28 protein-coding genes and 1 tRNA gene are annotated in these 23,689 nt (G+C 67.2%); 11 read left to right on the top strand and 18 right to left on the bottom strand.

The window, feature by feature from the left end:
* Window positions 1–85: 85 nt before the first annotated feature.
* A complete protein-coding gene (locus ACP7AG_RS01070) occupies window positions 86–679 on the top strand; it encodes an SRPBCC family protein (RefSeq protein WP_426029471.1) in 594 nt (197 codons plus the stop codon).
* Window positions 680–769: 90 nt separating this feature from the next.
* On the top strand, window positions 770–3,619 hold the full coding sequence (locus ACP7AG_RS01065; RefSeq protein ID WP_426029470.1) for a M16 family metallopeptidase: 2,850 nt from the start codon (window positions 770–772) through the stop codon (window positions 3,617–3,619).
* A gap of 37 nt (window positions 3,620–3,656) precedes the next feature.
* Here ACP7AG_RS01065 and mscL read toward each other — a convergent pair whose 3' ends face one another.
* The 5 genes from mscL to aroA form a co-directional block, all read right to left on the bottom strand.
* Entirely contained in the window at window positions 3,657–4,076 is a 420-nt protein-coding gene (gene mscL, locus ACP7AG_RS01060) for a large-conductance mechanosensitive channel protein MscL (RefSeq protein WP_426029469.1), read from the bottom strand.
* Window positions 4,077–4,083: 7 nt separating this feature from the next.
* Window positions 4,084–4,368: an integration host factor subunit beta gene (locus tag ACP7AG_RS01055; RefSeq protein WP_007676040.1), complete on the bottom strand. Its 285-nt coding sequence runs from the start codon at window positions 4,366–4,368 to the stop codon at window positions 4,084–4,086.
* A gap of 209 nt (window positions 4,369–4,577) precedes the next feature.
* Window positions 4,578–6,290 (bottom strand): 30S ribosomal protein S1, encoded by a 1,713-nt coding sequence (rpsA, locus tag ACP7AG_RS01050; protein ID WP_426010744.1) that lies wholly within the window; start codon window positions 6,288–6,290, stop codon window positions 4,578–4,580.
* A 133-nt stretch (window positions 6,291–6,423) separates the two neighbouring features.
* The gene (cmk, locus tag ACP7AG_RS01045) at window positions 6,424–7,074 is read right to left on the bottom strand and encodes a (d)CMP kinase (RefSeq protein WP_426029468.1); all 651 of its coding nucleotides are present in this window, start codon (window positions 7,072–7,074) and stop codon (window positions 6,424–6,426) included.
* A gap of 159 nt (window positions 7,075–7,233) precedes the next feature.
* The gene (gene aroA, locus ACP7AG_RS01040) at window positions 7,234–8,565 is read right to left on the bottom strand and encodes a 3-phosphoshikimate 1-carboxyvinyltransferase (protein WP_426010740.1); all 1,332 of its coding nucleotides are present in this window, start codon (window positions 8,563–8,565) and stop codon (window positions 7,234–7,236) included.
* Between the two features lie 115 nt (window positions 8,566–8,680).
* Here aroA and ACP7AG_RS01035 point away from each other — a divergent pair, with 115 nt between their 5' ends.
* The gene (locus ACP7AG_RS01035; RefSeq protein WP_426010738.1) at window positions 8,681–9,151 is read left to right on the top strand and encodes a TIGR02300 family protein; all 471 of its coding nucleotides are present in this window, start codon (window positions 8,681–8,683) and stop codon (window positions 9,149–9,151) included.
* A 186-nt stretch (window positions 9,152–9,337) separates the two neighbouring features.
* Window positions 9,338–9,413, top strand: a tRNA-Ala gene (locus tag ACP7AG_RS01030).
* Window positions 9,414–9,605: 192 nt separating this feature from the next.
* Here the strand turns inward: ACP7AG_RS01030 and cysQ are convergent.
* Both cysQ and ACP7AG_RS01020 read right to left on the bottom strand, forming a co-directional pair.
* Window positions 9,606–10,382 (bottom strand): 3'(2'),5'-bisphosphate nucleotidase CysQ, encoded by a 777-nt coding sequence (cysQ, locus tag ACP7AG_RS01025; protein WP_426029467.1) that lies wholly within the window; start codon window positions 10,380–10,382, stop codon window positions 9,606–9,608.
* On the bottom strand, window positions 10,382–10,570 hold the full coding sequence (locus ACP7AG_RS01020; RefSeq protein ID WP_426029466.1) for a DUF3553 domain-containing protein: 189 nt from the start codon (window positions 10,568–10,570) through the stop codon (window positions 10,382–10,384). The genes cysQ and ACP7AG_RS01020 overlap by 1 nt, the downstream gene beginning before the upstream one ends.
* Window positions 10,571–10,632: 62 nt before the next feature.
* On the opposite strand from ACP7AG_RS01020, the gene chpT reads away from it, so the two are divergent.
* The 3 genes from chpT (at window position 10,633) to ACP7AG_RS01005 (ending at window position 12,620) form a co-directional block, all read left to right on the top strand.
* Entirely contained in the window at window positions 10,633–11,334 is a 702-nt protein-coding gene (gene chpT / locus ACP7AG_RS01015; protein ID WP_426029465.1) for a histidine phosphotransferase ChpT, read from the top strand.
* An 84-nt stretch (window positions 11,335–11,418) separates the two neighbouring features.
* Window positions 11,419–11,796, top strand: a complete 378-nt coding sequence (locus tag ACP7AG_RS01010) for a response regulator (protein WP_426010732.1) — start codon at window positions 11,419–11,421, stop codon at window positions 11,794–11,796.
* Window positions 11,793–12,620 (top strand): CheR family methyltransferase, encoded by an 828-nt coding sequence (locus ACP7AG_RS01005; protein WP_426029464.1) that lies wholly within the window; start codon window positions 11,793–11,795, stop codon window positions 12,618–12,620. Before ACP7AG_RS01010 ends, ACP7AG_RS01005 begins: the two co-directional genes overlap by 4 nt.
* An 83-nt stretch (window positions 12,621–12,703) precedes the next feature.
* Here the strand turns inward: ACP7AG_RS01005 and ACP7AG_RS01000 are convergent, their stop codons facing one another.
* From ACP7AG_RS01000 to ACP7AG_RS00985, 4 genes are all read right to left on the bottom strand, one after another.
* A complete protein-coding gene (locus ACP7AG_RS01000; protein ID WP_426010729.1) occupies window positions 12,704–12,838 on the bottom strand; it encodes an entericidin A/B family lipoprotein in 135 nt (44 codons plus the stop codon).
* A gap of 68 nt (window positions 12,839–12,906) precedes the next feature.
* Window positions 12,907–14,616 carry a sensor histidine kinase gene (locus ACP7AG_RS00995; RefSeq protein ID WP_426010728.1) on the bottom strand — a complete coding sequence of 570 codons (1,710 nt, stop codon included), beginning with the start codon at window positions 14,614–14,616 and terminating at the stop codon, window positions 12,907–12,909.
* On the bottom strand, window positions 14,613–15,218 hold the full coding sequence (locus ACP7AG_RS00990) for a sigma-70 family RNA polymerase sigma factor (RefSeq protein WP_426010726.1): 606 nt from the start codon (window positions 15,216–15,218) through the stop codon (window positions 14,613–14,615). Before ACP7AG_RS00990 ends, ACP7AG_RS00995 begins: the two co-directional genes overlap by 4 nt.
* A 3-nt stretch (window positions 15,219–15,221) precedes the next feature.
* Window positions 15,222–15,407: a NepR family anti-sigma factor gene (locus ACP7AG_RS00985; RefSeq protein WP_012284186.1), complete on the bottom strand. Its 186-nt coding sequence runs from the start codon at window positions 15,405–15,407 to the stop codon at window positions 15,222–15,224.
* 252 nt (window positions 15,408–15,659) lie between these two features.
* On the opposite strand from ACP7AG_RS00985, the gene ACP7AG_RS00980 reads away from it, so the two are divergent.
* Window positions 15,660–16,460, top strand: coding sequence for a response regulator (locus tag ACP7AG_RS00980; RefSeq protein ID WP_426010724.1), 801 nt, complete (start codon window positions 15,660–15,662; stop codon window positions 16,458–16,460).
* Window positions 16,461–16,548: 88 nt separating this feature from the next.
* Here ACP7AG_RS00980 and ACP7AG_RS00975 read toward each other — a convergent pair whose 3' ends face one another.
* From ACP7AG_RS00975 to ACP7AG_RS00960, 4 genes are all read right to left on the bottom strand, one after another.
* Window positions 16,549–16,800, bottom strand: a complete 252-nt coding sequence (locus ACP7AG_RS00975; RefSeq protein ID WP_426010723.1) for a hypothetical protein — start codon at window positions 16,798–16,800, stop codon at window positions 16,549–16,551.
* 11 nt (window positions 16,801–16,811) lie between these two features.
* The gene (locus tag ACP7AG_RS00970; RefSeq protein WP_426029463.1) at window positions 16,812–17,018 is read right to left on the bottom strand and encodes a hypothetical protein; all 207 of its coding nucleotides are present in this window, start codon (window positions 17,016–17,018) and stop codon (window positions 16,812–16,814) included.
* Between the two features lie 310 nt (window positions 17,019–17,328).
* On the bottom strand, window positions 17,329–17,793 hold the full coding sequence (locus ACP7AG_RS00965; RefSeq protein WP_426029462.1) for an OmpA family protein: 465 nt from the start codon (window positions 17,791–17,793) through the stop codon (window positions 17,329–17,331).
* Between the two features lie 84 nt (window positions 17,794–17,877).
* Window positions 17,878–18,219, bottom strand: a complete 342-nt coding sequence (locus ACP7AG_RS00960; protein ID WP_426010719.1) for a YMGG-like glycine zipper-containing protein — start codon at window positions 18,217–18,219, stop codon at window positions 17,878–17,880.
* A gap of 132 nt (window positions 18,220–18,351) precedes the next feature.
* Here ACP7AG_RS00960 and ACP7AG_RS00955 point away from each other — a divergent pair, with 132 nt between their 5' ends.
* Window positions 18,352–19,200: a diacylglycerol/lipid kinase family protein gene (locus ACP7AG_RS00955; RefSeq protein WP_426010717.1), complete on the top strand. Its 849-nt coding sequence runs from the start codon at window positions 18,352–18,354 to the stop codon at window positions 19,198–19,200.
* Entirely contained in the window at window positions 19,197–20,048 is an 852-nt protein-coding gene (locus tag ACP7AG_RS00950) for a metallophosphoesterase family protein (RefSeq protein ID WP_426010716.1), read from the top strand. The genes ACP7AG_RS00955 and ACP7AG_RS00950 overlap by 4 nt, the downstream gene beginning before the upstream one ends.
* A 14-nt stretch (window positions 20,049–20,062) precedes the next feature.
* Here the strand turns inward: ACP7AG_RS00950 and ACP7AG_RS00945 are convergent, their stop codons facing one another.
* The 3 genes from ACP7AG_RS00945 to ACP7AG_RS00935 form a co-directional block, all read right to left on the bottom strand.
* Complete coding sequence (locus tag ACP7AG_RS00945; RefSeq protein WP_426010714.1) at window positions 20,063–20,680, bottom strand: superoxide dismutase; 618 nt, start codon at window positions 20,678–20,680, stop codon at window positions 20,063–20,065.
* A gap of 76 nt (window positions 20,681–20,756) precedes the next feature.
* Window positions 20,757–21,095, bottom strand: a complete 339-nt coding sequence (locus tag ACP7AG_RS00940) for a hypothetical protein (RefSeq protein ID WP_426029461.1) — start codon at window positions 21,093–21,095, stop codon at window positions 20,757–20,759.
* Window positions 21,096–21,210: 115 nt separating this feature from the next.
* A complete protein-coding gene (locus ACP7AG_RS00935) occupies window positions 21,211–21,585 on the bottom strand; it encodes a hypothetical protein (RefSeq protein ID WP_426010711.1) in 375 nt (124 codons plus the stop codon).
* 185 nt (window positions 21,586–21,770) lie between these two features.
* Between ACP7AG_RS00935 and ACP7AG_RS00930 the strand changes: the two genes are divergently transcribed.
* The gene (locus ACP7AG_RS00930) at window positions 21,771–23,687 is read left to right on the top strand and encodes an HWE histidine kinase domain-containing protein (protein WP_426029460.1); all 1,917 of its coding nucleotides are present in this window, start codon (window positions 21,771–21,773) and stop codon (window positions 23,685–23,687) included.
* Window positions 23,688–23,689 lie beyond the last annotated feature (2 nt).

Here is a 23,689-nt window from a genome sequence, read left to right as displayed (position 1 = left end):
GTTCGCGTGAAGAAAATGCGCTAAGTCAAAATCTAGAGCATTCCGATCTGGTATAATCAGATCGGAATGCTCTAGGCTTCCGCCCATGCCCAGACTTGGTTTCGTCGTTGCCGTGATGATGCTGGCCTGTCCGGAGCTCGCCATGGCCGCGAACGCGGCCAACGCCGATTGGGTGCGCCAGGTCGAACGCGGCGACATCGCCCTGGACGCCCATCCCGATGCGGGCGGCCGCGGCGGATCGGTGCGGGCGATGATCGACATAGACGCGCCGCCGGACGCTGTCTGGCGCACCATCCTCGACTGCCAGCGCGCCGCGCGCATGACCCCCAGCGTTCGGCGCTGCACGGTATTGTCGCGCGACCCCTCCGGGCGGACCGAGACCCGCGAGCACGTGATCAAGTGGAGCTTCCTGCTGCCGGCCTTCCATTCGGTCTCGCGCCTGGAACTGGATCCGCCCCGCAAGATCGTCTTCCGCTGCGTGGATGGCGACATCAAGGATTGCGAGGGCGCGTGGCTGCTGGAGTCCCGCAACGGCGGCAAGGCCACGCGCGTCACCTATCAGAACCGGGCCCGCGCCCCCTACGGCATGCCGTCCGGCCTGGCGGCCATGGCCATGCGCCGCGACGTGCCCGCCGCCCTCCGCGCCCTGCGCCGCGAGAGCGTGGCGGCGGCGCGGTGAGCCAGCCGGCTTTCATGACAAGACGGTAAGCTTGGCGCCTCCGACACCGGTGATAGGGTCGCGCCTTCAGATTTCCGGAGCGTCGACCTCATGATCCGTCCCGCCGCCAAGGCCGCCCTCGTGGCGCTGGCTCTCTCCACGACCGCTCTTTCGCCGATCGCCCACGCCCAGACCAAGCCCACGGCCCCCGTCGCCGGCGTAACCGTGCCGCCGATCGTCTACGAGGAACGGACCCTGGCCAACGGCCTGAAGGTCTATACCGCCCGCGACGCCACCACGCCCAACGTGACGGTGCAGGTCTGGTACGGCGTCGGCAGCAAGGACGATCCCGAAGGCCGCTCGGGCTTCGCACACCTGTTCGAACACCTGATGTTCAAATCGACGCGTAACATGCCCACCGAATATTTCGACCGGCTGACCGAGGACGTCGGCGGCTTCAACAACGCCTCCACCTATGACGACTTCACCAACTATTACGAGGTCGTGCCGGCCAACCACTTGCAGCGCCTGTTGTGGGCCGAAGCCGAGCGCCTGAGCTCGCTGGTCATCGACGACGCGGTGTTCAAGTCCGAGCGCGACGTGGTCAAGGAAGAGCTGCGCCAGCGGGTGCTGGCCAATCCCTATGGCCGGTTCTTCTCGCTGAACATCACCCAGGCCTCGTTCGCCCAGCACCCCTACAAGCGCCCGGGCATCGGCTCGATCGAGGAGCTGGACGCCGCCACCGTCGATGATGTCCGCGCCTTCCACGCCGCCTATTATCGCCCCGACAACGCCGCCCTGATCGTGGTCGGCAACTATGACGAGGCCCAGCTCAACGCCTGGATCGACCAGTATTTCGCGCCGCTGAAGACCCCGGCGTCGGCGATCAAGCCGGTCACCGTGGTCGAGCCGCCGCGCACGGGGGCGAAAATCGTCACCACCTATGGTCCCAACGTGCCGCTGCCGGCCGTGGCCATGACCTGGCTGGCCCCGGCCGCCGCCAATCCGGACGCTCCGGCCCTGTCGGTGCTCGACGCCATCCTGTCGGCTGGCAAGTCGTCGCGACTGTATGACGCCTTGGTTTATGACCAGAAGATCGCCCAATCGATCTTCTCCTCGACCAGCACCAACGCCCAGCCAGGGATCTTCTATGTCGGCGCGATCATGGCCGGCGGCAAGACGGTGGAGCAGGGCGAGGCCTCGCTGACCGCCCAGGTCGCCAAGCTGCGCGCCGCGCCGCCGACGGCCGCCGAACTGGCCGAGGCCAAGGCTGGGCTGCTGGCCGACGCCGTCCGCAGTCGCGAGACCATCGATGGCCGCGCCTTCGCCATCGGCTACGCCCTGCGCACCGAGGGTGACGCCGCTCGCGCCAACACCGACCTGGCCGCCCTGCAGGCCGTCACCGCCGTCGACGTCCAGCGGGTGGCCAAGACGTACTTGGCCGACGATCGCAAGGTGACCGTCCGCTACCTGCCGGAGTCGGCCCGTCCGGCCGGGGCCAGGGACCCGTTCGACGCGCCCAAGCCGACGCCGTCGGTGACCTTCAGCGGGGCCGTCACCAGCCTGGCGCCCGAGGCCGAACGCCTGGCCCCGCCCGTCGCCGGCGCGCCCGTCGCCCCGGTCCTGCCCTCGCCGGTCGAGAAGACTCTGGCCAACGGCCTGCGGGTGATCGTCGCCAAGTCCAGCGACCTGCCGCTGATCACCGCCGATCTGACCGTTCGCGGCGGTTCGGGCGCCGATCCAGCCGGCCTGGCGGGCGTCTCCAGCCTGACCGCCGAGTTGCTCACCGAAGGCACCAAGACCCGCACCGCCACCCAGGTGGCCGCCGCCACCGAGGCCCTGGGCGCCAATCTGGAAGCGGGTTCAGGCTGGGAAGCCTCGTCCCTGACCCTCAGTATCATCGCCGACAAGGCCCCTCAGGGCCTGGCGATCATGGCCGACGTGGCCGAGAACCCGACCTTCAAGGCCGACGAACTGGAGCGGGTGAAGGCCGAGGCCCTGGACGGCCTGTCGGTCAGCCTGCAGCGTCCCGGGGCGGTGGCCGGCTTCGCGGCGCCGACCGTGATCTATGCCGGATCGGGCTATGGCCACGTTGCCAGCGGCACACCGGGGTCTCTACCGAAGATCACCCGCGACTCTCTGGTCAAGACCCACGCCGCCTATTGGCGGCCCGACAACGCCATACTGATCCTGACCGGCGACCTGACCCCCGAGCAGGGTTTCGCCCTGGCCGAGACCGCGTTCGGCGGCTGGGTCAGGCCGGCCGGCGCCGCGCCCGCCCCGATCAAGGGTCCGACCGGCTATGCGCCGCGCAACCTGATCATCGACCTGCCGGGGGCCGGTCAGGCCGCCGTGGTGGTGGTCAAGCCGGCCATCCTGCGCAGCGACCCGCGCTACTATGCCGGCCTGGTCGCCAATGGCGTGCTGGGCGGCGGCTATTCCTCGCGCCTGAACCAGGAGATCCGCATCAAGCGCGGCCTCTCCTACGGGGCAGGGTCCAGCCTGTCGCCCCGCGCCGCGATCGGCGGCTTCTCGGCCAATGTCCAGACCAAGAACGAGTCGGCCGCCCAGGTGGTGACCTTGATCAAGGAAGAGCTGGCCCGGCTGGGCGACACCCCGGCCTCGACCGGCGAACTGGCGGCCCGCAAGTCGGTGCTGGTCGGCGACTTTGGCCGTGACCTGGGCACCTCGGAAGGCCTGGGTGGCATACTGGGCAATCTGGCGATCTATGGCGTGCCGCTGGACGAGATCCAGGTGTTCACGAGCAAGATCGAGGCGGTCTCAGCCGCCGATGTCCAGGCCTTCTCCAAGACCATGCTCGACCCGGCCCAGACCAGCGTCATCGTGGTGGGCGACGCCAAGACCTTCGGCGGCACGGTCAAGGCCGTGCTGCCGGGCGCCGTGGAAATCCCTGTCAGCCAGCTGGATCTCGACAGCCCGACCCTGGTGAAGGGGAAGTAGTGAAAGTCCTCCCCCTGTGGGGGGAGGACTTGGAAGGTCAGCCCTTGGCGGCGAGCAGGTCCCGGATCTCGGTGAGCAGCTTCTCTTCCGGTGTCGGGGCCGCCGGCGCCTCGGTCGCGGGGTCCTCGGCGTCGGCGCGGCGGATCTTGTTGACCAGCTTGACCAGCAGGAACACCACCGTCGCAACGATCACGAACTGGATCACGGTGTTTATGAAGGCGCCGTACTGGATAGCCACCTTCTCGACGACCGTGGTGGCGGGATTCTCGGGCTTCAGCACCCATTCCAGCTTGGAAAAGTCGAGTCCACCCATCAGCAGGCCGATCGGCGGCATGATCACCTGATCGACCAGGCTCTTGACGATGCCGTTGAACGCCGCGCCGATGATGACGCCGACCGCCAGGTCGATGACGTTGCCGCGAGAGATGAACTCGCGGAACCCCTTCACCACGCTCATGCTGGACCTATTCGTCGGCGTTGAGACGGCCGCGCAATTCCTTTCCGCTCTTGAAGAACGGCACGTGCTTGGCGCGCACGTCAACGGTCTCGCCGGTACGCGGATTACGCCCAGCGCGGGCCGGACGTGAACGCACCGACAAGGCGCCGAAACCGCGAAGTTCCACTCGGCCACCTTCCTCGAGCGCACCGATCATGCGCTCGAGAATGACGCCGACAACGCGTTCGACGTCTTTCTGGGTTAGGTGTGGATTCTCGTTCGCGAGCCTGGCGATGAGTTCGGACTTGATCATCGATATCCCCGACGCCCTAAGCGGCCCTGGGGAGAAGGGCCTGGCGCGGGTGCGACCTTTGCCCAAGGAACCCTGAGTCTTCAAGGAAAAGCTTCGGTTAACGGCGCCGTTCGGTCGGCTGGACGACTGACTTGATCGAGGGTCGATAAAAGCAAACGGCGGCCGGATCACTCCGGCCGCCGTTGCCTCAGCTCAAAAAGAGCAGAAGACTATTCCTTCGGGGTCGCCCGCTCGCGCAGGGCGGCGCCCAGGATGTCGCCCAGCGAGGCGCCGGAGTCCGACGAGCCGAACTGCTCGATGGCTTCCTTTTCCTCGGCCATTTCCAGCGACTTGATCGACATCGAAACGCGGCGAGCCGCCTTGTCGATATTCACGATCTGAGCGTCGACGCGGTCACCCACGGCGAAGCGCTCGGGGCGCTGTTCCTGGCGATCGCGCGACAGGTCCGACTTGCGGATGAAGGCGGTCATCAGGGCGTCGTCTTCACCGAAGCGAACTTCGATGCCGCCGGTGGTGACTTCCGTCACCGTGACGGTCACGGTCTGGTTCTTGCGATAGGTGTCGCCCGACATCGGATCGCCACCCAGCTGCTTGATGCCCAGCGAGATGCGTTCCTTCTCGACGTCGACGTCGAGAACCTTCGCCTTGACCATGTCGCCCTTCTTGTAGCGCGACATCGCCTCTTCGCCCGACGCGCTCCAGTCGATATCCGACAGGTGCACCATGCCGTCGATGTCGTTGTCGAGGCCGATGAACAGACCAAACTCGGTCGCGTTCTTGACTTCGCCTTCGACGGTCGAGCCGATCGGATGGGTTTCGACGAAGGAATCCCAGGGATTGGCCAGGGCTTGCTTCAGGCCCAGCGACACGCGGCGCTTGGACGGATCGACGTCCAGCACGACCACGTCGACTTCCTGCGAGGTCGAGACGATCTTGCCGGGGTGGACGTTCTTCTTGGTCCAAGACATTTCGCTGACGTGGACCAGGCCTTCAACGCCGGCTTCCAGCTCAACAAACGCGCCGTAGTCGGTGATGTTGGTGATCCGGCCCGTGAATTTGGCGCCGACCGGGTACTTGGCTTCGACACCATCCCACGGATCCGACTGCAGCTGCTTCATGCCGAGGCTGATGCGCTGGGTGTCGGGGTTGATCTTGACGATCTGCACCTTGACGGTGTCGCCGACGGCCAGGACTTGCGACGGGTGGTTGACGCGCTTCCAGCTCATGTCGGTGACGTGGAGCAGGCCATCGATGCCGCCGAGGTCCACGAACGCACCGTAGTCGGTGATGTTCTTGACCACGCCTTCGCGAATTTCACCCTCTTGCAGCTGCGACACCAGTTCGGTGCGCTGCTCGGCGCGGGCTTCTTCCAGGATGGCGCGGCGCGAGACGACGATATTGCCGCGCGGACGGTCCATCTTGAGGATGGCGAAGGGCTGTTCCTTGCCCATCAGCGGGCCGACGTCGCGCACCGGGCGGATATCGACCTGCGAGCCGGGCAGGAACGCCGAGGCGCCGCCCAGGTCGACGGTGAAGCCACCCTTGACGCGGCCAACGATGGCGCCGAGCACGGGTTCGTTCTTGGCGTAGACGCCTTCCAGACGAGTCCAGGCTTCTTCGCGCTTGGCCTTTTCGCGGCTGATCACCGCTTCGCCGAGGGCGTTTTCCAGGCGTTCCAGGAAGACTTCGACCGAGTCGCCGACCTTGATGGTCGCCTTGCCGTTCTCGTCGACACCGAATTCCTTTTGCGGCACGCGACCTTCGGTCTTCAGACCGACGTCAATGATCGCGAAGTCCTTTTCAATCCCGACAACGATGCCTTTGACGACGGTGCCTTCCGCGAAGTCGCGGCCGCCCATGGAATCGTTCAACAGCGCTTCGAAATCGTCGCGCGTCGGGTTGAAGCTCATATCGTCAGCCATGCTGATGTTTAGTCTCGTGTTGAGGGAAGCCCTGCGGTGAGCAGCCGTCGAATGACGGTTCTCGGGATTCCGGGTGTGGGGTTTTTTGAGGCGGGTCCGGCGCTTCCAAAGCGGCGGCGAGGCGGGCGGTGGATTAGCCCGGGAGGTTCCCCGACCGGGCGCGCGCCGTCTCGACAATGCGGCGGGCCGCATCGAAGGCCTGGTCTATAGTCATTTCCGACGTATCAAGCAAGACGGCGTCGGCGGCCTGGGTCATCGGCGAATCGGCGCGGCCGCCGTCGCGTTCGTCGCGCTTCCTGATGTCGGCCAGGATTTCGTCATAGGCGACGGCCTCGCCCTGGCCGACAAGCTGCCTCCAGCGACGATCGGCGCGGATTTCGGCGGAAGCGGTGACATAGAGCTTGGCCGGCGCGGCGGGCGCGATGACCGTGCCGATATCGCGGCCGTCGATGACGCTGCCCGGCTCCTGGGCGGCGAACCGCTGTTGAAACTCGCGGAGCGCCTGCCGGACCGGGGTATGGACCGCCACTCGGCTGGCCAATTCGCCGGCGGCGCGGGTGCGCAGTTCGGGCTGTTCGAGTTCGGAAGGCCGCAGCGCCAGGGCCGCCGCCGTCGCGACGCTCACGTCGTCGAGATCACCGCCGTCTTGCGCCACCTTCAGGCCGACGCCGCGGTACAGCAACCCCGAGTCCAGCAGCGGATAGCCGTAGAGCTTGGCCAGGCGCGAGGCGATCGTGCCCTTGCCCGAGGCGGCGGGACCATCGACGGCGATGATGAAGGCCATGAATAGGCTCCGCTTTCGCTCCCGACGTACGGACGGAAGGGATTTAATCCGTCTCCCCGGCGAAGGCCGGGGCTCAGGTGAAACCCACGAGCCGCTCAGGATGAATCTGGGTCCCGGCCTTCGCTGGGAAAACGGTAGTGGGATGGCGTATCTAGCGCTTCAGGCGTCCTCGAGCGTTGCTCCCAGCCCGCGCATCATCTCCGCGAAGCCGGGGAAGCTGGTGGCGATCATGCCGGGCTCGTCGATCTCGACCGGCTGCTGGGCGGCCATGCCGAGGATCAGGTGGCTCATGGCGATGCGGTGATCGCCGTGGGTGTGGACGAGGCCGCCGCCGCGCACAGGATGATTGGCGCGCGCCGTACCGATCACCGTCATGCCCTCGGGCTCTTCCTCGACGGTGACGCCGCAGGCCTTCAAGCCCGCCGCCGTCAGGGCGATGCGATCGCTTTCCTTGACCCGCATCTCGCCGATGCCGCGCATCACCGTGGAGCCCTCGGCGAAGGCCGCGGCCACCGCCAGGATCGGATATTCGTCGATCATCGCCGGGGCCCGCTCGGGCGGCACAACCACGCCCTTCATGTCGGGGGAGTAGCGGGCGGTGATGTCGCCGACCTGCTCGCCGCTGGCCTCGCGGATATTGGCGATCACCAAGTCCGCGCCCATCTCCTGAAGCGTCGTGAACAGGCCGGTGCGCAGGTCGTTGAGCATCACGCCTTCGACCGTCACTTGCGAGCCTGGGACGATCAGGCCAGCCACCAGCGGGAAGGCCGCCGACGACGGGTCGCCGGGCACCGCCACATGGGTTCCGGTCAGCTTCTGGCCGGCCGGCAGGCGGATGTGGCGGACATTGTCGCGGTCCTCCACGGTCACCTCGGCCCCGAAGGCGCGCAGCATGCGCTCGGTGTGGTCGCGGGTGGCTTCGGGCTCGATCACCTCGACCCCGCCCTCGGCGTGAAGGCCAGCCAGCAGCACGGCCGACTTCACCTGGGCCGAGGCCATCGGCAGGGTGTATTGCAGGCCGCGCAGGTTGCCGCCCTTCAGGGTCAGCGGCAGGCGGCCCTTGTCGCGGCCCAGCCAGGTTGCGCCCATCCGGGCGAGGGGATCCAGCACCCGGCTCATCGGCCGGCCGCGCAGCGACTGGTCGCCGGTGAAGGTGGCGCAGAGCGGGAAGCCCGCCGCCGCGCCCATGACCAGCCGCACGCCGGTGCCGGCATTGCCGCAGTCGACGACGTCCGACGGCTCGACGAAGCCGCCCTTGCCCTCGATCCGCCAGCGGCCGCCGCCCTCCTGTTCGACCCGCGCGCCGAACGATCGCATGGCCTGGGCGGTCGCCAGGACATCGGCGCCCTCCAGCAAACCCTCGACCGTGGTGGTCCCCGAAGCCAGGGCGCCCAGGATCAGCGAGCGGTGCGAAATCGACTTGTCGCCGGGCGCGCGGACCGTTCCGCGCAGGGGCCCGCCAGGGGTGCTCTTCAATCCAGCCGCCGTCATGCCGCCACCGGCCTCCGTATCATGAGCTTTTCGCGAGGGGATTGCTTTTGACAGCGGCTCCCTAGCATGGCAAGTGACCCGCCGCTTTCCCCATCTGGATCAAAGGGTCGCCAACTTGGCCAATCCCGAACTGGGCGCAAAACAAATTTGCCCCAACTGCCAATCGAAATTCTACGACCTGGGCCGCCGCCCGGCCCTATGTCCCAAGTGCGGCGAGTCGTTCGATCCTGAAGAGGCGCTGAAGTCGCGTCGGGTTCGCGCGCGCGCCATCACGCCGGACTATGACGCCGAGGACGAAAAACCCGTCGCTCCCGCCAAGGAGCCGGACGGCTACGAGGACGAGGTCGATGAGACCCCGGAAATCGACCAGGCGGTGGAAGCCGATGTGGTCGACGCCGAGGACGACACCGACCCGGTCGCGACCCCGGCCGCCGGCGCCGACGAGCTGGGCGTTGATTTCGCCGAGGACGAAGACCTGGCCGAGGACGAAGCCGACGACGTTCCGTTCCTTGAGGACGAAGACGAGGAAGACGTCCTCGACGACGAAATCGAAGGCCTGCCGGGCGCCGACGACGACGATCGCTAGGCCCTTTCATTGAAGATATTTTTCGGGAACGACGATCTCGAAAAATATCCGAAAAAATGTGCCGGGAGGGTTGATCCAAAAATCCTCCCGGCATAGGTTCCGCGCCTCTTCGGGGGCCACCCAATCGGGGCCGCCGCAGACACCGAGACATTCCGGGTTTTTCCACTTGGAAATCCTTGAACTCTTGGGGCTTTAGCTCAGCTGGTAGAGCGCTTGCATGGCATGCAAGAGGTCAGCGGTTCGACTCCGCTAAGCTCCACCAAAACGGCCGCTTCCCTAAAGGGAGCGGCCGTTTCCATGTCTGGGGTCCAGCTCCTCCTCCAGTGGGGGAGGTCTCGGCGAAGCCGACGGAGGGGGGAGTGGTCGGCAGGTGATCTCCTGCAGGATCTATGGCCCTAAACTCCCCCCACCGATCGCTTCGCGATCGCCTCCCCCACAAGGGCAGGACTTGACCCTAAGCCCCCCGCGCCACGAACCAGCCGTTGCGGAAGCCCTTGTCGGCCTTGCCATAGACAAACGGCCCGCCGTCCGGCGCGGTGAAGCGACCTCCGGCTGCGAGCAGGATGGCGTGGCCGGCGGCGGTGTCCCATTCCATGGTCGGGCCGTGGCGCGGATAGAGGTCGGCCGCGCCCTCGGCGATGCGGACCAGTTTGATCGAACTGTCCATCGGCGCGCGCAGATCAAAGCCGTATTCGGCCGCAAGTTCGGTCGCGCGCTCTTCGCTCATGGTGTGGCTGACCAGGGCCAGGGCCTGGCCTTTCAGCCAAGGGCGGGCGCGCACGGCGACCTCGGCAGCGCCCGGTCCGTCGCGCTTGATCACGCCGTCGGCGGTCGTGAACCAAATCTCGCCCGTGGCGGGCGCGCAGATCGCGCCGGCCACGGGAGCCCCGTTGTCGATCAGGCCGATATTGACCGTGAAATTGGGATCGCCGCGCACGAAGGCCTTGGTGCCGTCCACCGGATCGACCAGGAAGAAGCGCGGGCCAATGACGTCGGGCGCGCCGAACTCGCTGGCGTGCTCCTCGGAGATCGCCGGGATATCGGGAAAGCGTTCGGCCAGCAGGGTCAGGATCAGCCGCTCGCCAGCCCGGTCCGCCTCGGTGACCGGGCTTTCATCGGCCTTGCGGACCACGTCCAGATCGGTGCGCCAGAACGGCAGGATGACCTCGGCGGCCGCCTCGACGATGGTCGCCAGATATCGGCCCATGTCGGCCAAATCTTGAGTGCTCATTAGGTCCCTCTGGGGTCGTCGCCGACGAAGACCAAGCTGACGCGCGTCGCGTCCACCGTCTGCTTGCCGGCGTCCTCGAAATTGACGGTCACGCGATGGCCGATCACCGATTGCACCTGGCCCAGCCCCCAGCCGGGCTGGCCGGGATGGCGCACGAGGACGCCGGGCTCGAGAAACGGATCCATCACCCGCCCCTGATAGGCGACCGGTCCCGTTTGCCAAAGCCACAAATCACGCCAAAGATCGCGTCATGACCGAAGCCGACGCCCCCTCGCCCGCCCTGACCGACGCTCCCGCTCCGGAATTGAACGTCCCCAAGCTCGACATAGGGGGCCCCGACTTCGCCGCGATGGTCGCCGCGCGGCTCTGTCACGACTTCATCAGTCCGGCCAGCGCCATCGTCTCGGGCCTGGACCTGCTGGAGGACCCGTCGGCCCAGGACATGCGCGAGGACGCCATGAGCCTGATCGCCTCCAGCGCCCGCAAGCTGGCCGACCTGCTCCAGTTCACGCGCGTCGCGTTCGGCGCGTCTGCCTCGGCGGAGAACTTCGACTCCCGTGAGCTGGAAAAGTTGTCGCAGGGTGTGTTCGCTCATGTCCGCCCGACCATGGTGTGGGACATACCGGCCACTGTGCTGAACAAGGCCAGTGCGCGGGCCATTCTCAACATCGCCCAACTCGCGGCTAGCGCCCTGCCCGCTGGCGGGGTGGCGACGCTAAAGGCCGTGGTCCTGGACGGCCGTGTGGCCATCACCGCCGACGCGCTGGGCCCCCGCGCCCGGCTTCGCCCGGAGGTCTTGGCCGGACTGAAGGGCGAGGCCCTCGCCGAGGGGCTGGGCGGCCCCTGGGTGCAGGCGGCTTATCTTCACGCCTTGGTGCGCGCCGCCGACGGCCAGGTCGGGGTCGAATTGGCTGAAGACCGGGTCAGCCTGGCCGCATGGGTTCCCGCTTAGGCCCCTTCGCGACGATTAAGACCGGACATCGTCCGCAACGTCACTGCTCCTTAACCCCCGCCGCGCCAATCTGGGGGTCTTGAATTGGAGCATGCCGTGAAGACCTGCCTCGTCGTCGATGACAGTCGGGTGATCCGAAAAGTCGCCCGGCGCGTCTTGGAGGACATCGGCTTCGAGATCGCCGAGGCCGCCGATGGCGTGGAGGCCCTGGCCTGGTGCCGGGCGGCCATGCCTGACGCTGTTCTGTTGGACTGGAACATGCCGGTGATGAACGGGATCGAATTCCTGCGCCATCTGCGCCAGGAGCCGGGCGGCGACGCTCCGGTCGTGGTGTTCTGCACCGTCGAGAACAGCATCGAGCGCATCCGCCAGGCGTTGGACTGCGGCGCCAATGAATACATCATGAAGCCGTTCGACGGCGACATCATCACGGCGAAATTCGCCGAGGCGGGCCTGCTGTGATTCCCGAGGACATGGAGCTTCTGGCCGCCCTGGCCCGCCAGCGCGCCGGTCTGCGGATCGAGAGTGACAAAACCTACCTCGTTGAAAGCCGTCTCGGGCCGCTGGCCCGGCGTGAAGGCTTCGAGTCGATTGAAGCGATGATCGCCGCCCTGCGCGCCCATCGCGAGGACCGGTTGATCTGGGCCGTGGTCGAGGCCCTGACCCTCAACGAAACCGCCTTCTTCCGCGACCGCGAGACCTTCGCCCATCTGCGCGATACGCTGTTGCCGGCCCTATCGCGCCAGACTCGCGATCGCCCGATCCGAATCTGGAGCGCCGCCTGCTCGACCGGCCAGGAAGTCTATTCCCTGGCCATGACCGCAGCGGACGCGCGCGGCGTCGAGCCGGGCGCGCGCTTTGAATTCTTCGGGTCGGACCTTTCCGACCGCTGCCTGGAGAAGGCCCAGAGCGGGCTCTACACCCAGTTCGAGGTGCAGCGCGGCCTGCCGATCCGGCTGCTGGTCAAGCATTTCGAGAACGCCGATGAAATGTGGGCGATCAGCCCGCGTATCCGCCAGGCGGTGCGCTGGCGGCGGATCAATCTGATGGCCGACCTATCGCCTCTGGGCAAGTTCGACGCCATCCTGCTGCGCAATGTGCTGCCGGGGCTTGATCCCGGCGTCCACGCCCGGGTTATCGAGAGCCTGGCCGCGCGCCTCGAGGACGACGGCGTGCTGCTGATGGGCGAGGGTGAGAGCCTCACCGAGGTCACCGGGGCCGTACTGCCGGTCACCGATCATCCCGGCCTGTTCACCCGCGACCCCAACTTCCGCGCCGCCGCCTAGGCGCCTCAGGCCCCGGCCCATCCGCGAAAAAGCCCGCCGGTCGACTGACCGGCGGGCTCAATCTTCAGTCCGCAGCTAGACGCTTACTTGGCGTCCTTGGCGGTGTCGCTGACGGCGTGGCCGGCCGACGAGACGTCCTTGCCGGCGCCTTCGACGGTGTTGCAGGCGGCGACGGACAGGCTGGCGGCGATGGCGGCCAGGATGATGAGCTTGCGCATGGAAGTTCTCCGATGGTCGCCCGACGGGCGTCTGAAAGTGTTGCCCCTGCAGAACGTCTGCGGCGCCGCTAGGTTCCGCCTACGCTCTCGACCGGCGGCGCTTGCGGCGTCGGGAAAATCAGTCGCACCAGCAGGCCGCCAGCTGGCGAGGCCTCGAACAGAAGTTTCCCGCGCAGCTGCCGAGCGAAGGCGGTCATCAGGGTCCGCCCAACGCCCTCGACCGGACCCTTGGGCGCGCCGGGACCGTCGTCGCCGATCGCCAGTTCAGCCTCTTCGCCGCGCACGAAGAAATCGACGGTCAGCGTCCCGCCCCGCTCGCCCAGGGCGTGCTTCTGGGCGTTGGTGATGGCCTCGACCGCGAACAGGGCCAGGGGCGCAAGCCGGTCTGGATCGATGACCAGCGGGTCGGCATGCACCTCGGTGCGGATCGGCCCGCTACCCATCGAGTCGCCGGCCAGCAGCAAGGCGGTCAATTCCTCGAGGAACGGTCGCAGGTCCACCCGCTTGAGGTCTGGGCCCTGGTAGAGCGCGCGGTAGATCTGGGCCAGGGCGGTGATCCGCTGGCGGGTGTCGTTGAGCGCGGTGCGGGCGGCTGGGTCGGTCAGCGCCCGCTGCTGCATGTTGAGCAGCGAGGAGATGATCTGCAGGTTGTTCTTCACCCGGTGATGGATCTCGCGCATCAGCGCGTCCTTCTCGCCCAGGCTGTCGCGCAGGGACGCGTCGCGAGCGACGATGGCGGCGGCCATGTCGTCGAGCGTGGCGGCTAGTTCGCGGATCTCCGGCGGCGCCCGCTCGGCCTGCAGCGGCCGGACGGTGAAGCGACCCCGGGCATAGATGGCCGCCACCCGGCGCAGATAGACGATCCAGCGGATCACCGCCTGCTCGGTGGCGTAGAGCACCGCCGCCAGGGCGAGGACGAAAGCCAGCAGCGGCGCCAGCAGGCGCAACGCTGGATTCAGCCAGGCCCAGGAAGCCAAGCCGGGGGCCTTGGCCGACAGGATGACGAACACCTGCTCGCCGACCAGGGGCGCGGCGGAGAAGTCGCGATGGCCATGATCCGCGTCGAAGCCCGACCATAGGGCCGAGCCGGTTTTGGCGGCGCGGTCGCGCCAGGCCTGGGGTGGCGCGCTGAACGCCCGAGGATCGGTGGCGGCGAACACGTGGCCCTCGGAATCGGCCAGGGCCACCTCGGCGCCGCCAGGCAGATAGCGATTGGCGGTCTCCGGCTTCAGACTGGACAGCGTGAGGATGGCGGCCATGGCGCCGCCGAACTTTCCATTGGCGTCCTCGGCCCGCACAGCGGTCAGCACCGAAGGCTCGTCTGCATAGGACACCCCCGGCACGCTGGCCACGACCATGTGCGAGCCGGCCGCCAGGTTCTGAAACCAGGAACGACCCGAACGCGCGGCGTCGGGGGGGGTGGTCGCGGCGGCGCAAGACACCCGGCCATAGGCGTCGAAGCGAATCAGATTGGCATAGCCCGGAAGGTGGCTCTTCACCGTGTCGAGGCGCTGGGCGCAGGATAGCCCAACCGAACCCGGACCAAGCGTCTGCAGCAGAACGCCGGCCGCCTCAATGCGAGCGCGGGCGATCGCCGCGCTGCGCCCTGCCGCCAGTTCGAGACTTTGACGTCGAGAATCGGCCTCCGCCTTGAAGGCGAAGACCGACTGAAGAACACCCAGAACGAGGACGGGGAGGAGCGCGATGAACAGCGCCCCGGCCAACCTGACCCGAATGGAGCCGACGACGTCGGAACCGCGCCCGAGAGAAGACTTCACCGCAGGGTGCTCAGTCTCTCCGCGTCGGCCAGGATGGCGTACATGGCGTCGCCGGCGGCGCCACCGTCGCGGTCATAGGCGCCCGCTTCCAGAATGGCCTGCAGGGCGCGCCGGGCCCGGCTGACGCGGCTCTTCACCGTACCGACCGCGCAGCCGCAAATCTCGGCCGCTTCCTCGTAGGCGAACCCGCCCGCGCCCACCAGGATCAGCGCTTCGCGCTGTTCTGGCGGCAGCATGGCCAGGCTGAGCCGCAACTCGTCCAACGCAACCGGGGCCTCGGGATCATCAACCGCCACGAGGGTGCGCTCGGCGGCCTCTTGATCAAGCTGGCTCTGGCGCCAGGAGCGACGCTTCTCGGAATAGAACTGGTTGCGCAAGATCATAAAGGTCCAGGCCTTCATGTTGGTGCCCAGCTGGAAGCTGGCCCGAGCGTCCCACGCCTTCATCATGGCGTCTTGCGCCAGATCATCGGCCGCGGTGGGGTCGCCGGTCAAAGTACGAGCGAAGGCGCGAAGATGCGGGATGAGCGTGACAAGTTCCTTCTTGAAGGCCACGTCACGGACCGGGTCGAAGGGCGACCGGCCGACTTGCGCTTCCGTCATGGTTCAACGCTCTCCCGAAGGCTTTTCTGCCTTGCGAAGGATGTCGAGGAATTCGTCGGGTACAGGCTCGTTCACGACCTCGTCGAACATCTGACGAAGCTTGACGCCGATAGCCTGCTGACGGAGCCGGGCTTCATCGAGGGCGGCGGCCCCCTTGCGATGATCTTCCATGGGTACGTGTTCAATCATGTCCTCGACGCCGATAAAACGCGACGCCCGCCCCCTGGCCGAATGAGTGTCCGCAGGATGACAACGTCGAATTCCGTATGAGGTTCCGCAAGCTTGAGCATATGGTGGCAAAACTAGTCCGCTCGAGGAACCCCGACGCGCCGCGAAATGGAACCGCGCAGGGCGCGCCGCGTTTAGTGCTCGATGGCGAACGGCGCAGCTTTGCCGCGACGGTCGTTTTTTTGTTCCCAAGACACTCAAACGGGAGGGGTCATGAGTCTTCTTGCCCGGCTAGCGCCGCACTTGCCTTATGTTCGTCGCTACGCTCGCGCGCTGACTGGCGACCAGACCACTGGCGATCATTATGTGCGCGTTGCGCTCGAGGCTCTGGCGGCCGGTGAAAGGTCGTTGGACGCCAATCTGTCGCCGCGCGTTGCCTTGTATCGCGTGTTCCACGCCATTTGGCTGTCCTCCGGCGCGCAGCTCGAAGCGCGGCGCGACGACGTCGTTGGTCATGGTGACGACGCCTCGCAGCGGCTGATGCGGATCGCCCCGCGTTCGCGGCAGGCGTTTCTGCTGACGGCGCTGGAGGGCTTCACCCCGACCGAGGCCTCGCAGATCCTCGACTGCGATTTCGCCGAGGTCGAGCGCCTGATTTCTGAAGCGCAGCAAGAGATCGACGCCGAACTGGCCACTGACGTCCTCATCATCGAGGACGAACCGGTGATCGCGGCCGATATCGAGGCCCTGGTGCGTGAGCTTGGCCACGACGTCATCGACATCGCCGCCACCCGCGGTGAAGCGGTCGAGGCCGTCAACCGTCGCACCCCGGGCTTGGTGCTGGCCGACATTCAGTTGGCCGATGGTTCGTCGGGCATCGATGCGGTCAAGGATATTCTGGCGCGCCTCGATGTGCCGGTGATCTTCATCACCGCCTTCCCCGAGCGCCTGCTGACCGGTGAGCGTCCGGAGCCGACCTTCCTGATCACCAAGCCCTTCCAGCCGGAAACGGTGAAGGCGGCGATCGGCCAGGCGCTGTTCTTCCATCCGCGCCGGACCCAGAAGGCGGCCTGATCTTTCAGGCCTGAAAACGAGGAAGGCCCCGGTTCGTCGCCGGGGCCTTTTTCGTATGTGTGTCGCTCGTGACGCAAATCCCCAGCGCTTAGCCAGCTGGCGTTTGCTTCACCGGTGTCTGGGGTGTGGAATAACGTCCGGCTTCCTGCGTGGTCTTGGCGCCGTTGTTGTGCTCGACGCTGGCCAGGTCGCCCGAGCGCATGGCCCAGGCCCCGAACAAGCCGATTGCAGCCAAGACGGTCGAGATGATCAGCACCCAGAACACGTGCTTGCCGCGGCGACCTTGACGGGCGCGGGTTTCGTTAAGGACGGGACCGGAACGGTCGAGATCGGCGGGCATGGCAGGCTTCCTTATCGCGCAGCGGAATATCCGCCCGAGCTGAGCTCGGCCGAACCGCCGTGTGCGGGGTTGTTGAAATGCTGGAGCACGCCGGCCGACGCCGCGATAACGACGATCACCGTCAAGGCGGTCATGCGGTTGCGGACGGTCTTTTGCCGACGCGTCAGGGCCTGGTCGAAAACCAGTCCGCCATGCTCGACTTGGTAGGTGCGGATCACGACGTAACTCCCCAGCTTCGAGGCCGTATCGCCTTCGGGAAATCAACGTCTGGCTTTCGCCGCTGTTCCCTGCGGCGGTGGCCGAGTGATGGCCTCAAGAAAAATCGCGGAATAGGCGAGAAAATATTCGTCGGGCGGGAACCGCCCCTTCTCGTTCACGTTTTCAATCTGCGGAGGCGGCGACGCCCCCCCCCCCGACTTGAGGCTAGCGCAAGTTAGCCTGTCGCCTCCGCACCCCACACTTCCAAGGCCTCAAGGCGGACCCTTGCGGATCCGCCTTTTGCTTTGGCGTTGGCGCGGCGAGGCGTGATCAGCGCTGCGGTCCGTTCAAATCGATCTTGACGTCGGCGCGGCGACGCAGAGGACGGGACTCGCCCGAGCCTGTCAGGGAGCCGCTATCGCCAGCAGCGGCGACGTCGATCTCCACATTGCGGAACCCGACCTTCGCCAAGGCGCCGGTGACCACGCTCGCCCGCGTCTTGGAGAGCGCCAGGTTGGCGTCTGCGGCCCCCACGGCGTCAGCCAGCCCCAGCACGCGGACGGAGTTCACCTGGCAGCCCTTGGCCATCGCGCCAGCGTTCTTGAGCACGGAGCGCGCTTCGCTGGTCAGGGCGCTGGACTGGCTCTCAAAATAGATCTCCACCGCGAAGTCTTCGCAGGCCGGCGGCGTCATCACGATATCGGATCGCGACTTGGGTCCGGAATTGCTGGCGCAACCCGCGGCCAGCCCGGCGGCGGCGACAATACCAATCGCCGTCAGTTCGACTCTTCTCATCGCTTGCCCTCTCGTGCTGCGGCCACGCAAAAGGCGGCCGGCGCATGCCGACCGCCCTTTCCAGGTCTTTCAGGCGACCCCGACTTAACGGGGGCTGCCGTCTTCCCAGTAGTAACGACCGCTACGCGAGTCGTAGTAGTAATACCGTCCGGCCCGCTCGTCATAGTACTGACGGCGATTGGCGTTGGTCGAACCGCAGCCGCCGTCCTCGCGACAGCCCTTGACGGCGCCCGCGGTGCCGCCGATGGCGGCGCCGATGGCGGCGCCGGTGCTGGCGCTGCCGCCGCCGACATTGTTGCCGATGACCGCGCCGGCGAGAGCGCCCAGAGCGGCGCCCCCGGCGGCGTTGCGTTCGGTGTTGCCGGTCGCTGTGCAGCCGCTGGCCAGCACACCGACGCCCAGCAAGGCGATCAAGGTCTTCTTCATTGTGGCTCTCCCGTTCGAGCTTGTCCCGAGAGGCAAACGGCGGGGCGAGGCCAACGGTTCCGGGAACCCTCGCAAAGCTGCGCCGTTTGCCAAGTCAATGTTTCCGCGCGTCGGCGCTTTTGGATGTTTCGCATGCGCGTTGAAGTGATCGTCAATACCGCCTCGGGCTCGGTGGGCAAGGACGCGCCGGCCCAGGCGGAAGCCATCCTCGCCGAACATGGCGTGGAGGGTCAGGTGCATGCGCCGACCGAACGGGAGCTAACCGCCTGCATCCGCGCGGCCATCGAGCGTCGCCCCGACGCTATCCTGATCGTGGCCGGCGATGGCACGGCCCGCGCGGCGGCCGAGATGTCGGGTCCCGACGGCCCGATGATCGCGCCCTTGCCGGGCGGCACGATGAACATGCTGCCCCACGCGCTATACGGCGCGATTTCCTGGCCCGAGGCCATGGCCGCCTGCTTGAAGAACGGCGAGGCCAAGATGATTTCCGGCGGCGAAGTCAGTGGCCGACTGTTCTTCGTCGCCGCCATATTGGGCAGTCCGGCCCTGTGGGCCACCGCCCGCGAGGCCGCCCGGGCCGGGCGCGCCGACCTGGCGCTGATGCGGGCCCGGCGGGCGCTGCGACAGGCCTTCTCCACCCGCCTGCGCTACGTCCTCGACGGCCGCCCCAAAGGCAAGACCGAGGCGCTGAGCCTGATGTGCCCCCTGGTCTCGGCCGACCTGCACGCCGACGAGCAGGCGCTTGAGGCTGCGGCCGTCGATCCGTCGAACGCCTTGGACATCTTCCGGCTCGGCGTCAGCACCGTGACCGGCAACTGGCGCAACGATCCGTCGGTGATCGTCGGCCGCTGCCGGGTCGGCAAGGTCTGGGCCGGCGGGCGGATTCCCGCTATCCTGGACGGCGAGCCGGTCCGGCTGGACGATACGGTCAGCATTCGCTTCCGCCCAAAAGCCTTCCGCGCCCTGGTACCCGCCGCATGAGCCAAAGGCTGAAACTGGTCCAGGTCTCCGACATCCATTTCGGCGGCGAACACAAGGACGCCGTCGAGGCGGCGGTCGAACGCATCCATGCCGAGCGGCCCGACCTGGTGATCGCCGCCGGCGACCTGACCAAGGACGGGAAGACCACTGAGTTCGACGCCGCCAAGGCCTGGCTGGACAGGCTGCCTCGCCCGCAGCTGGTGACGCCAGGCAATCACGACACCCCGTTCGTCGGCCCCCGCGAGATTCTCAACCGCATCTTCGCGCCGTGGCGACGCTATGAGCAGCGGTTCGGCGAGCGGATGAACGGAGACTGGGACGACCCGCGCGTCACGGTGGTTAGCCTCAATTCCGCTCGCGCCTTCCAGCTCCGGCTGAACTGGTCGAAGGGCGCGGTGTCGCGCCGACAGATCCGCGAGGTTTGCGCGGCTTTGAAAGACGCCGCGCCGGACGCGTTGAAGATCGTGGTCTGCCATCATCCGCTGATCGAGATGCTGGGCGGGCCGATGACCGCCAAGGTGCGGGGCGGTACGGCGGCCGCCCTGGCCTTCGCCGGCGCCGGGGTGGATCTGGTGCTGACGGGCCACATCCACGCGCCTTTCGTGCACCCCTACCCGTTCTCGGACGGCTGCACCCAGGCGGTAGGCTCGGGCACCCTGTCGGTGCGCGAACGTGGCGTGCCGCCTAGCTTCAATGTCATCGAGGTTGACGACGGCGACATCAAGATCACGGCCCTGGCCTGGGAGCGCACTCAGTTCACGGTCTGGCGAACTTGGTCGGTCCCGCGCCGCTGCGTCCCATGTTCAAACGAAAACGGCGCGACCGAGGTCGCGCCGTTGAACGTTTAGTCGAGAGGCTGAGGTCAAGCCGGTTCGGGATAGGTCCAGGCCGCGCCGTCGCCCTTGGCCGCCGCGAACTGCGCATCGGCGAACGCCCAGTTGGGCAGGACGTCGAACCAGGCTTCCAGGAAGCCTTTACGGTTGTTCTGGTGGTCCAGATAGTAGGCGTGTTCCCACACGTCGCAGACCAGCAGCGGGGTGACCCCGTTCTTGGTCAGGGTGTCGTCGGCGTCGTGGGTCGAGAGGATCACCAGCTTGCCGGCCTGGACGGCCAGCCAAACCCAGCCCGAACCGAAGTGACCGACGCCCTCGGCGACGAACTTCTCCTTCAGGCCGGACAGATCGCCAAACGCCTCGGCGATCGCGGCCGAAAGCTCGGCCGACGGGGCCGCCTGGTCGGCGCTCATGCAGTCCCAGAAGAACGCGTGGTTCCAGGCCTGGGCGGCGTTGTTGAACACCTTGCCGGGACCGGCCTCGCGGATGACCGCTTCCAGAGGACGCTTGTCGCCCTCCAGCAGCAGCCCGTTCAAGGCGTTCACATAGGCCGCATGGTGCTTGTCGTGATGGAAATGAAGCGTGTTTGCCGAGATCGTCGGTTCCAGGGCTTCATAGGCATAGGGCAGGTCGGGGAGTTTGAACATGATCGCTCCAGAGCAAGACGCCCCCGGGAGATGAGAGGAGGGGCGCGGAAAACCAAGGGGGGGCAGCCGTGGGCGACTAGCGCGGCAGCGGCTTCTGGGAGTCGAACAGCGCCTTGGCGACGATCGCCGCCAGGGCGGGGTTGCGGAAAGCAATCAAGCCCGCAGCCAAGCCGGCGCCGATCGTGAGGATCGGCCGCGCCTTAACCATCTCCAGCGCCTTCTCGGCGAAGAACAGCGCGTCCGGGGCCGGGGCCGACGACAGCCCAACCCCGACCTCCGCCTTGCGCGCCGCCAGCAACCCGGCGATCCCGACGACCAGCGCGGCGACTGCGGCGACGATCGCGGCCCCGCCCGCCGCGCCCAGGTGAGGCTGGATCACGGCGTACAGGGCGAAGGCGGCGGCCACGACGCTCACAGCAGTGGGGGTGCCCCCGGGGGTCGGGGGGCGGGGGGGGGCCCCCCCCCCCCCCCGGGGGGGGGGGGGGCCCCCCCCCCCCCCCCTGCCAGGGTGGTCAGGGTCTTTTCGAAGATCACTTGTTGTGGCCGCTACGATTTCCGGCCAGCAGAAGGCCCAGCAAAACGCCGACGCCGAGGCCGGCCAGGGTAGCGGTGATCGGACGCTCGCGAACCCGCTCGCTGACATAGCGACCGGCTTCATCGACCTGTTGGCCGGCGGTGTCGGTATAGGTGCGGGTCTGGGCGCGCAGGGTCTCGAGGCCCTGGGTCAGCGAATGCTCGATGCGCTTGGCGGCGTCGGTCAGGTTGGCCTTGGTGTCGGTGAAGTGGCTCTTGGCCGCAGCGGCGGCTTCGCCGAAGCTGCGTTCGGCGTGGTCGAGAGCGGCGCCGGCGCTCGACGAGGCCTTGTTGGCCTCCTTGATCGCCGGGTTCAGGCTGTTGTCGGACATGGGAGGTCTCCGGTTTCGCGGCTCGGGCTTCGGGGCGGACAGCGGCAAAGCTGCGCCCGCAAAACGCAAAGCCAGGGCGACAAGTTCCATTCTAGCGCCAAGGCTGAAGCTTCACCACATACGATCAGCGAGGCACGAGATTTATCGATCTCGCGCATCACGCGAACCCGGTCTATGGTCGATTCATGGACGATGCGGGCGGATCGCTGGCAGATGATCAAGAGGCGCAGCGACTGCGCGCCCTCGACGCCCTTCGCGCCATCGACGGCGATCCCTTCGACCCCCGGTTCGACCGGATCGTCCGCCTGGCCTTACGCCTGTTCAACGCCCCCAAGGCGGCGATCCGCCTGATCGGAAAGGACCGCGTCTGGCTGAAGGCCAGGATCGGCTTCCAGGATGGAGAAGAGGCGCGCCCCGCCACCCTCACCGAACGCCTGCGCGACTGCGGTGTCATCGCGCATGGCGACATCGCCGCAGTTCCCGACCAGACGATCCGTCCCTTCGCCGCCGACAGCCGGTTTTTTGCCTGCGCTCCGCTCACCGATCCCTCGGGCCAGGTGGTTGGCCTGCTGACCGTCGAGGATCCCCAACCTCGCGACGCGATCGACAATGGCCTGGTCGAGGCCCTGGCCGAGCTGGCGGCCCTGGCCATGGAAGAGCTGCTGCACGACGCTGAGACCGCCCGCAATATCGCCGAGCGCGCGCTCGACAGCGAGCGGATCGCCCTGGCTCTGGGCGCGGCCAATCTCGGCGAGTTCGAATGGGATATGAACGCCCATGTCATGCAGATCAGCCCCCGCATGGCGCGAATCATGGACACCCCGGTCGGCGATCGGGCCGCCCTGACCAGCCAGACGCTTTACGACTTCATCCATCCGGACGACCGCACTGCGGCGCGCGCCAGAGTCGAAGAGCAGTTGAGGGCTGGCGGCCGCTACGAGGTGGAATTCCGGCGGTTCGTGTCGCCCGCCGACCGCACGGTGTGGATCCGCGCCGCCGGGGTGCGGGTTCTTGACGGCGAGGACACCCCCATCCGCCATATCGGGGTGGTGCAGGATATCACCGCCCGCCGCGACGCAGACGATCAGCGCGAGAACCTGCTGACCGAGTTGGACCACCGCATCAAGAACCTGCTGGCCGCCGTGCAATCGGTGGCCGGCCAGTCGGCGCGCAAGGCCTCGTCGCTGGACGGGTTCCTCAAGGCCTTCACCGGCCGGCTAAAGGCGATGAGCTCGGCCCACGACCTGCTCAGCGCCGCCCGCTGGCGCGGCGCCACTCTGGCGCGGATCGCCGCCGCCGAGCTGGGAGGCCTCGCCCCCAACCAGACCCGCTGGGACGGTCCGGAGATGTTTCTGACCCCTCGCGCCGCGGCGGCCCTGTCGCTGACCCTGCATGAACTGGCGGTCAACGCCGTCAAGTTCGGTTCGCTGTCGACCGAGGCCGGCCGGGTCGAGGTGGTCTGGCGCGCCGCGCCGGGCGGCGGTTTCAATCTGGAATGGCTGGAGACGGGCGGTCCCCTGACCTCACCGCCCGCCACCCGGGGCTTCGGCGCGACCCTGATCGAGGACGTCGTCGGCCGCGAGCTGAAGGGCCGCGCGACCATCGAATACCGCCGCAGCGGCGTCACGGCCATGATACACGCCTCCGCCGACGCCTTGGTCGATACCCCCGAGCCCGAGCCCGTCGCGCCGCAAGCCAAGCGAATCGTCGAGACCTTCCGCAGCGGCGAGGACACCTTCAAGGCCGGCGACATCGCGGGGCTTAAGGTGCTGATCGTCGAGGATTCGCTGCTGCTGGCCATGGAGCTGGAGGCGGGGCTGGAGGATTCCGGGGTCGAGGTGGTGGGCTGCGCGTCCGAGCTGTCGGAGGCCCTGCAGATGCTGGAGCTGACCTTCGACGCCGCCGTGCTCGACGCCGACCTGAACGGCAAGTCGGTGGCGCCTGTCGCCGAGGTTCTGCGCCGCGAGGGCCGGCCCTTCGTGTTCGCCACAGGTTATGCCGACAAGGCCGCGCCCATGGGCTTCGACGCCCCGATCGTTCGCAAGCCCTACAATGTCCACCAGATCGCGCGGGCCCTGGCTTCGGTGACGGGACGGGGGTGAAA

The organism is Caulobacter sp. DWP3-1-3b2, from assembly GCF_049896325.1.
Lineage (GTDB): Bacteria > Pseudomonadota > Alphaproteobacteria > Caulobacterales > Caulobacteraceae > Caulobacter.
This window is presented reverse-complemented; position numbering and strand designations above follow the sequence as displayed.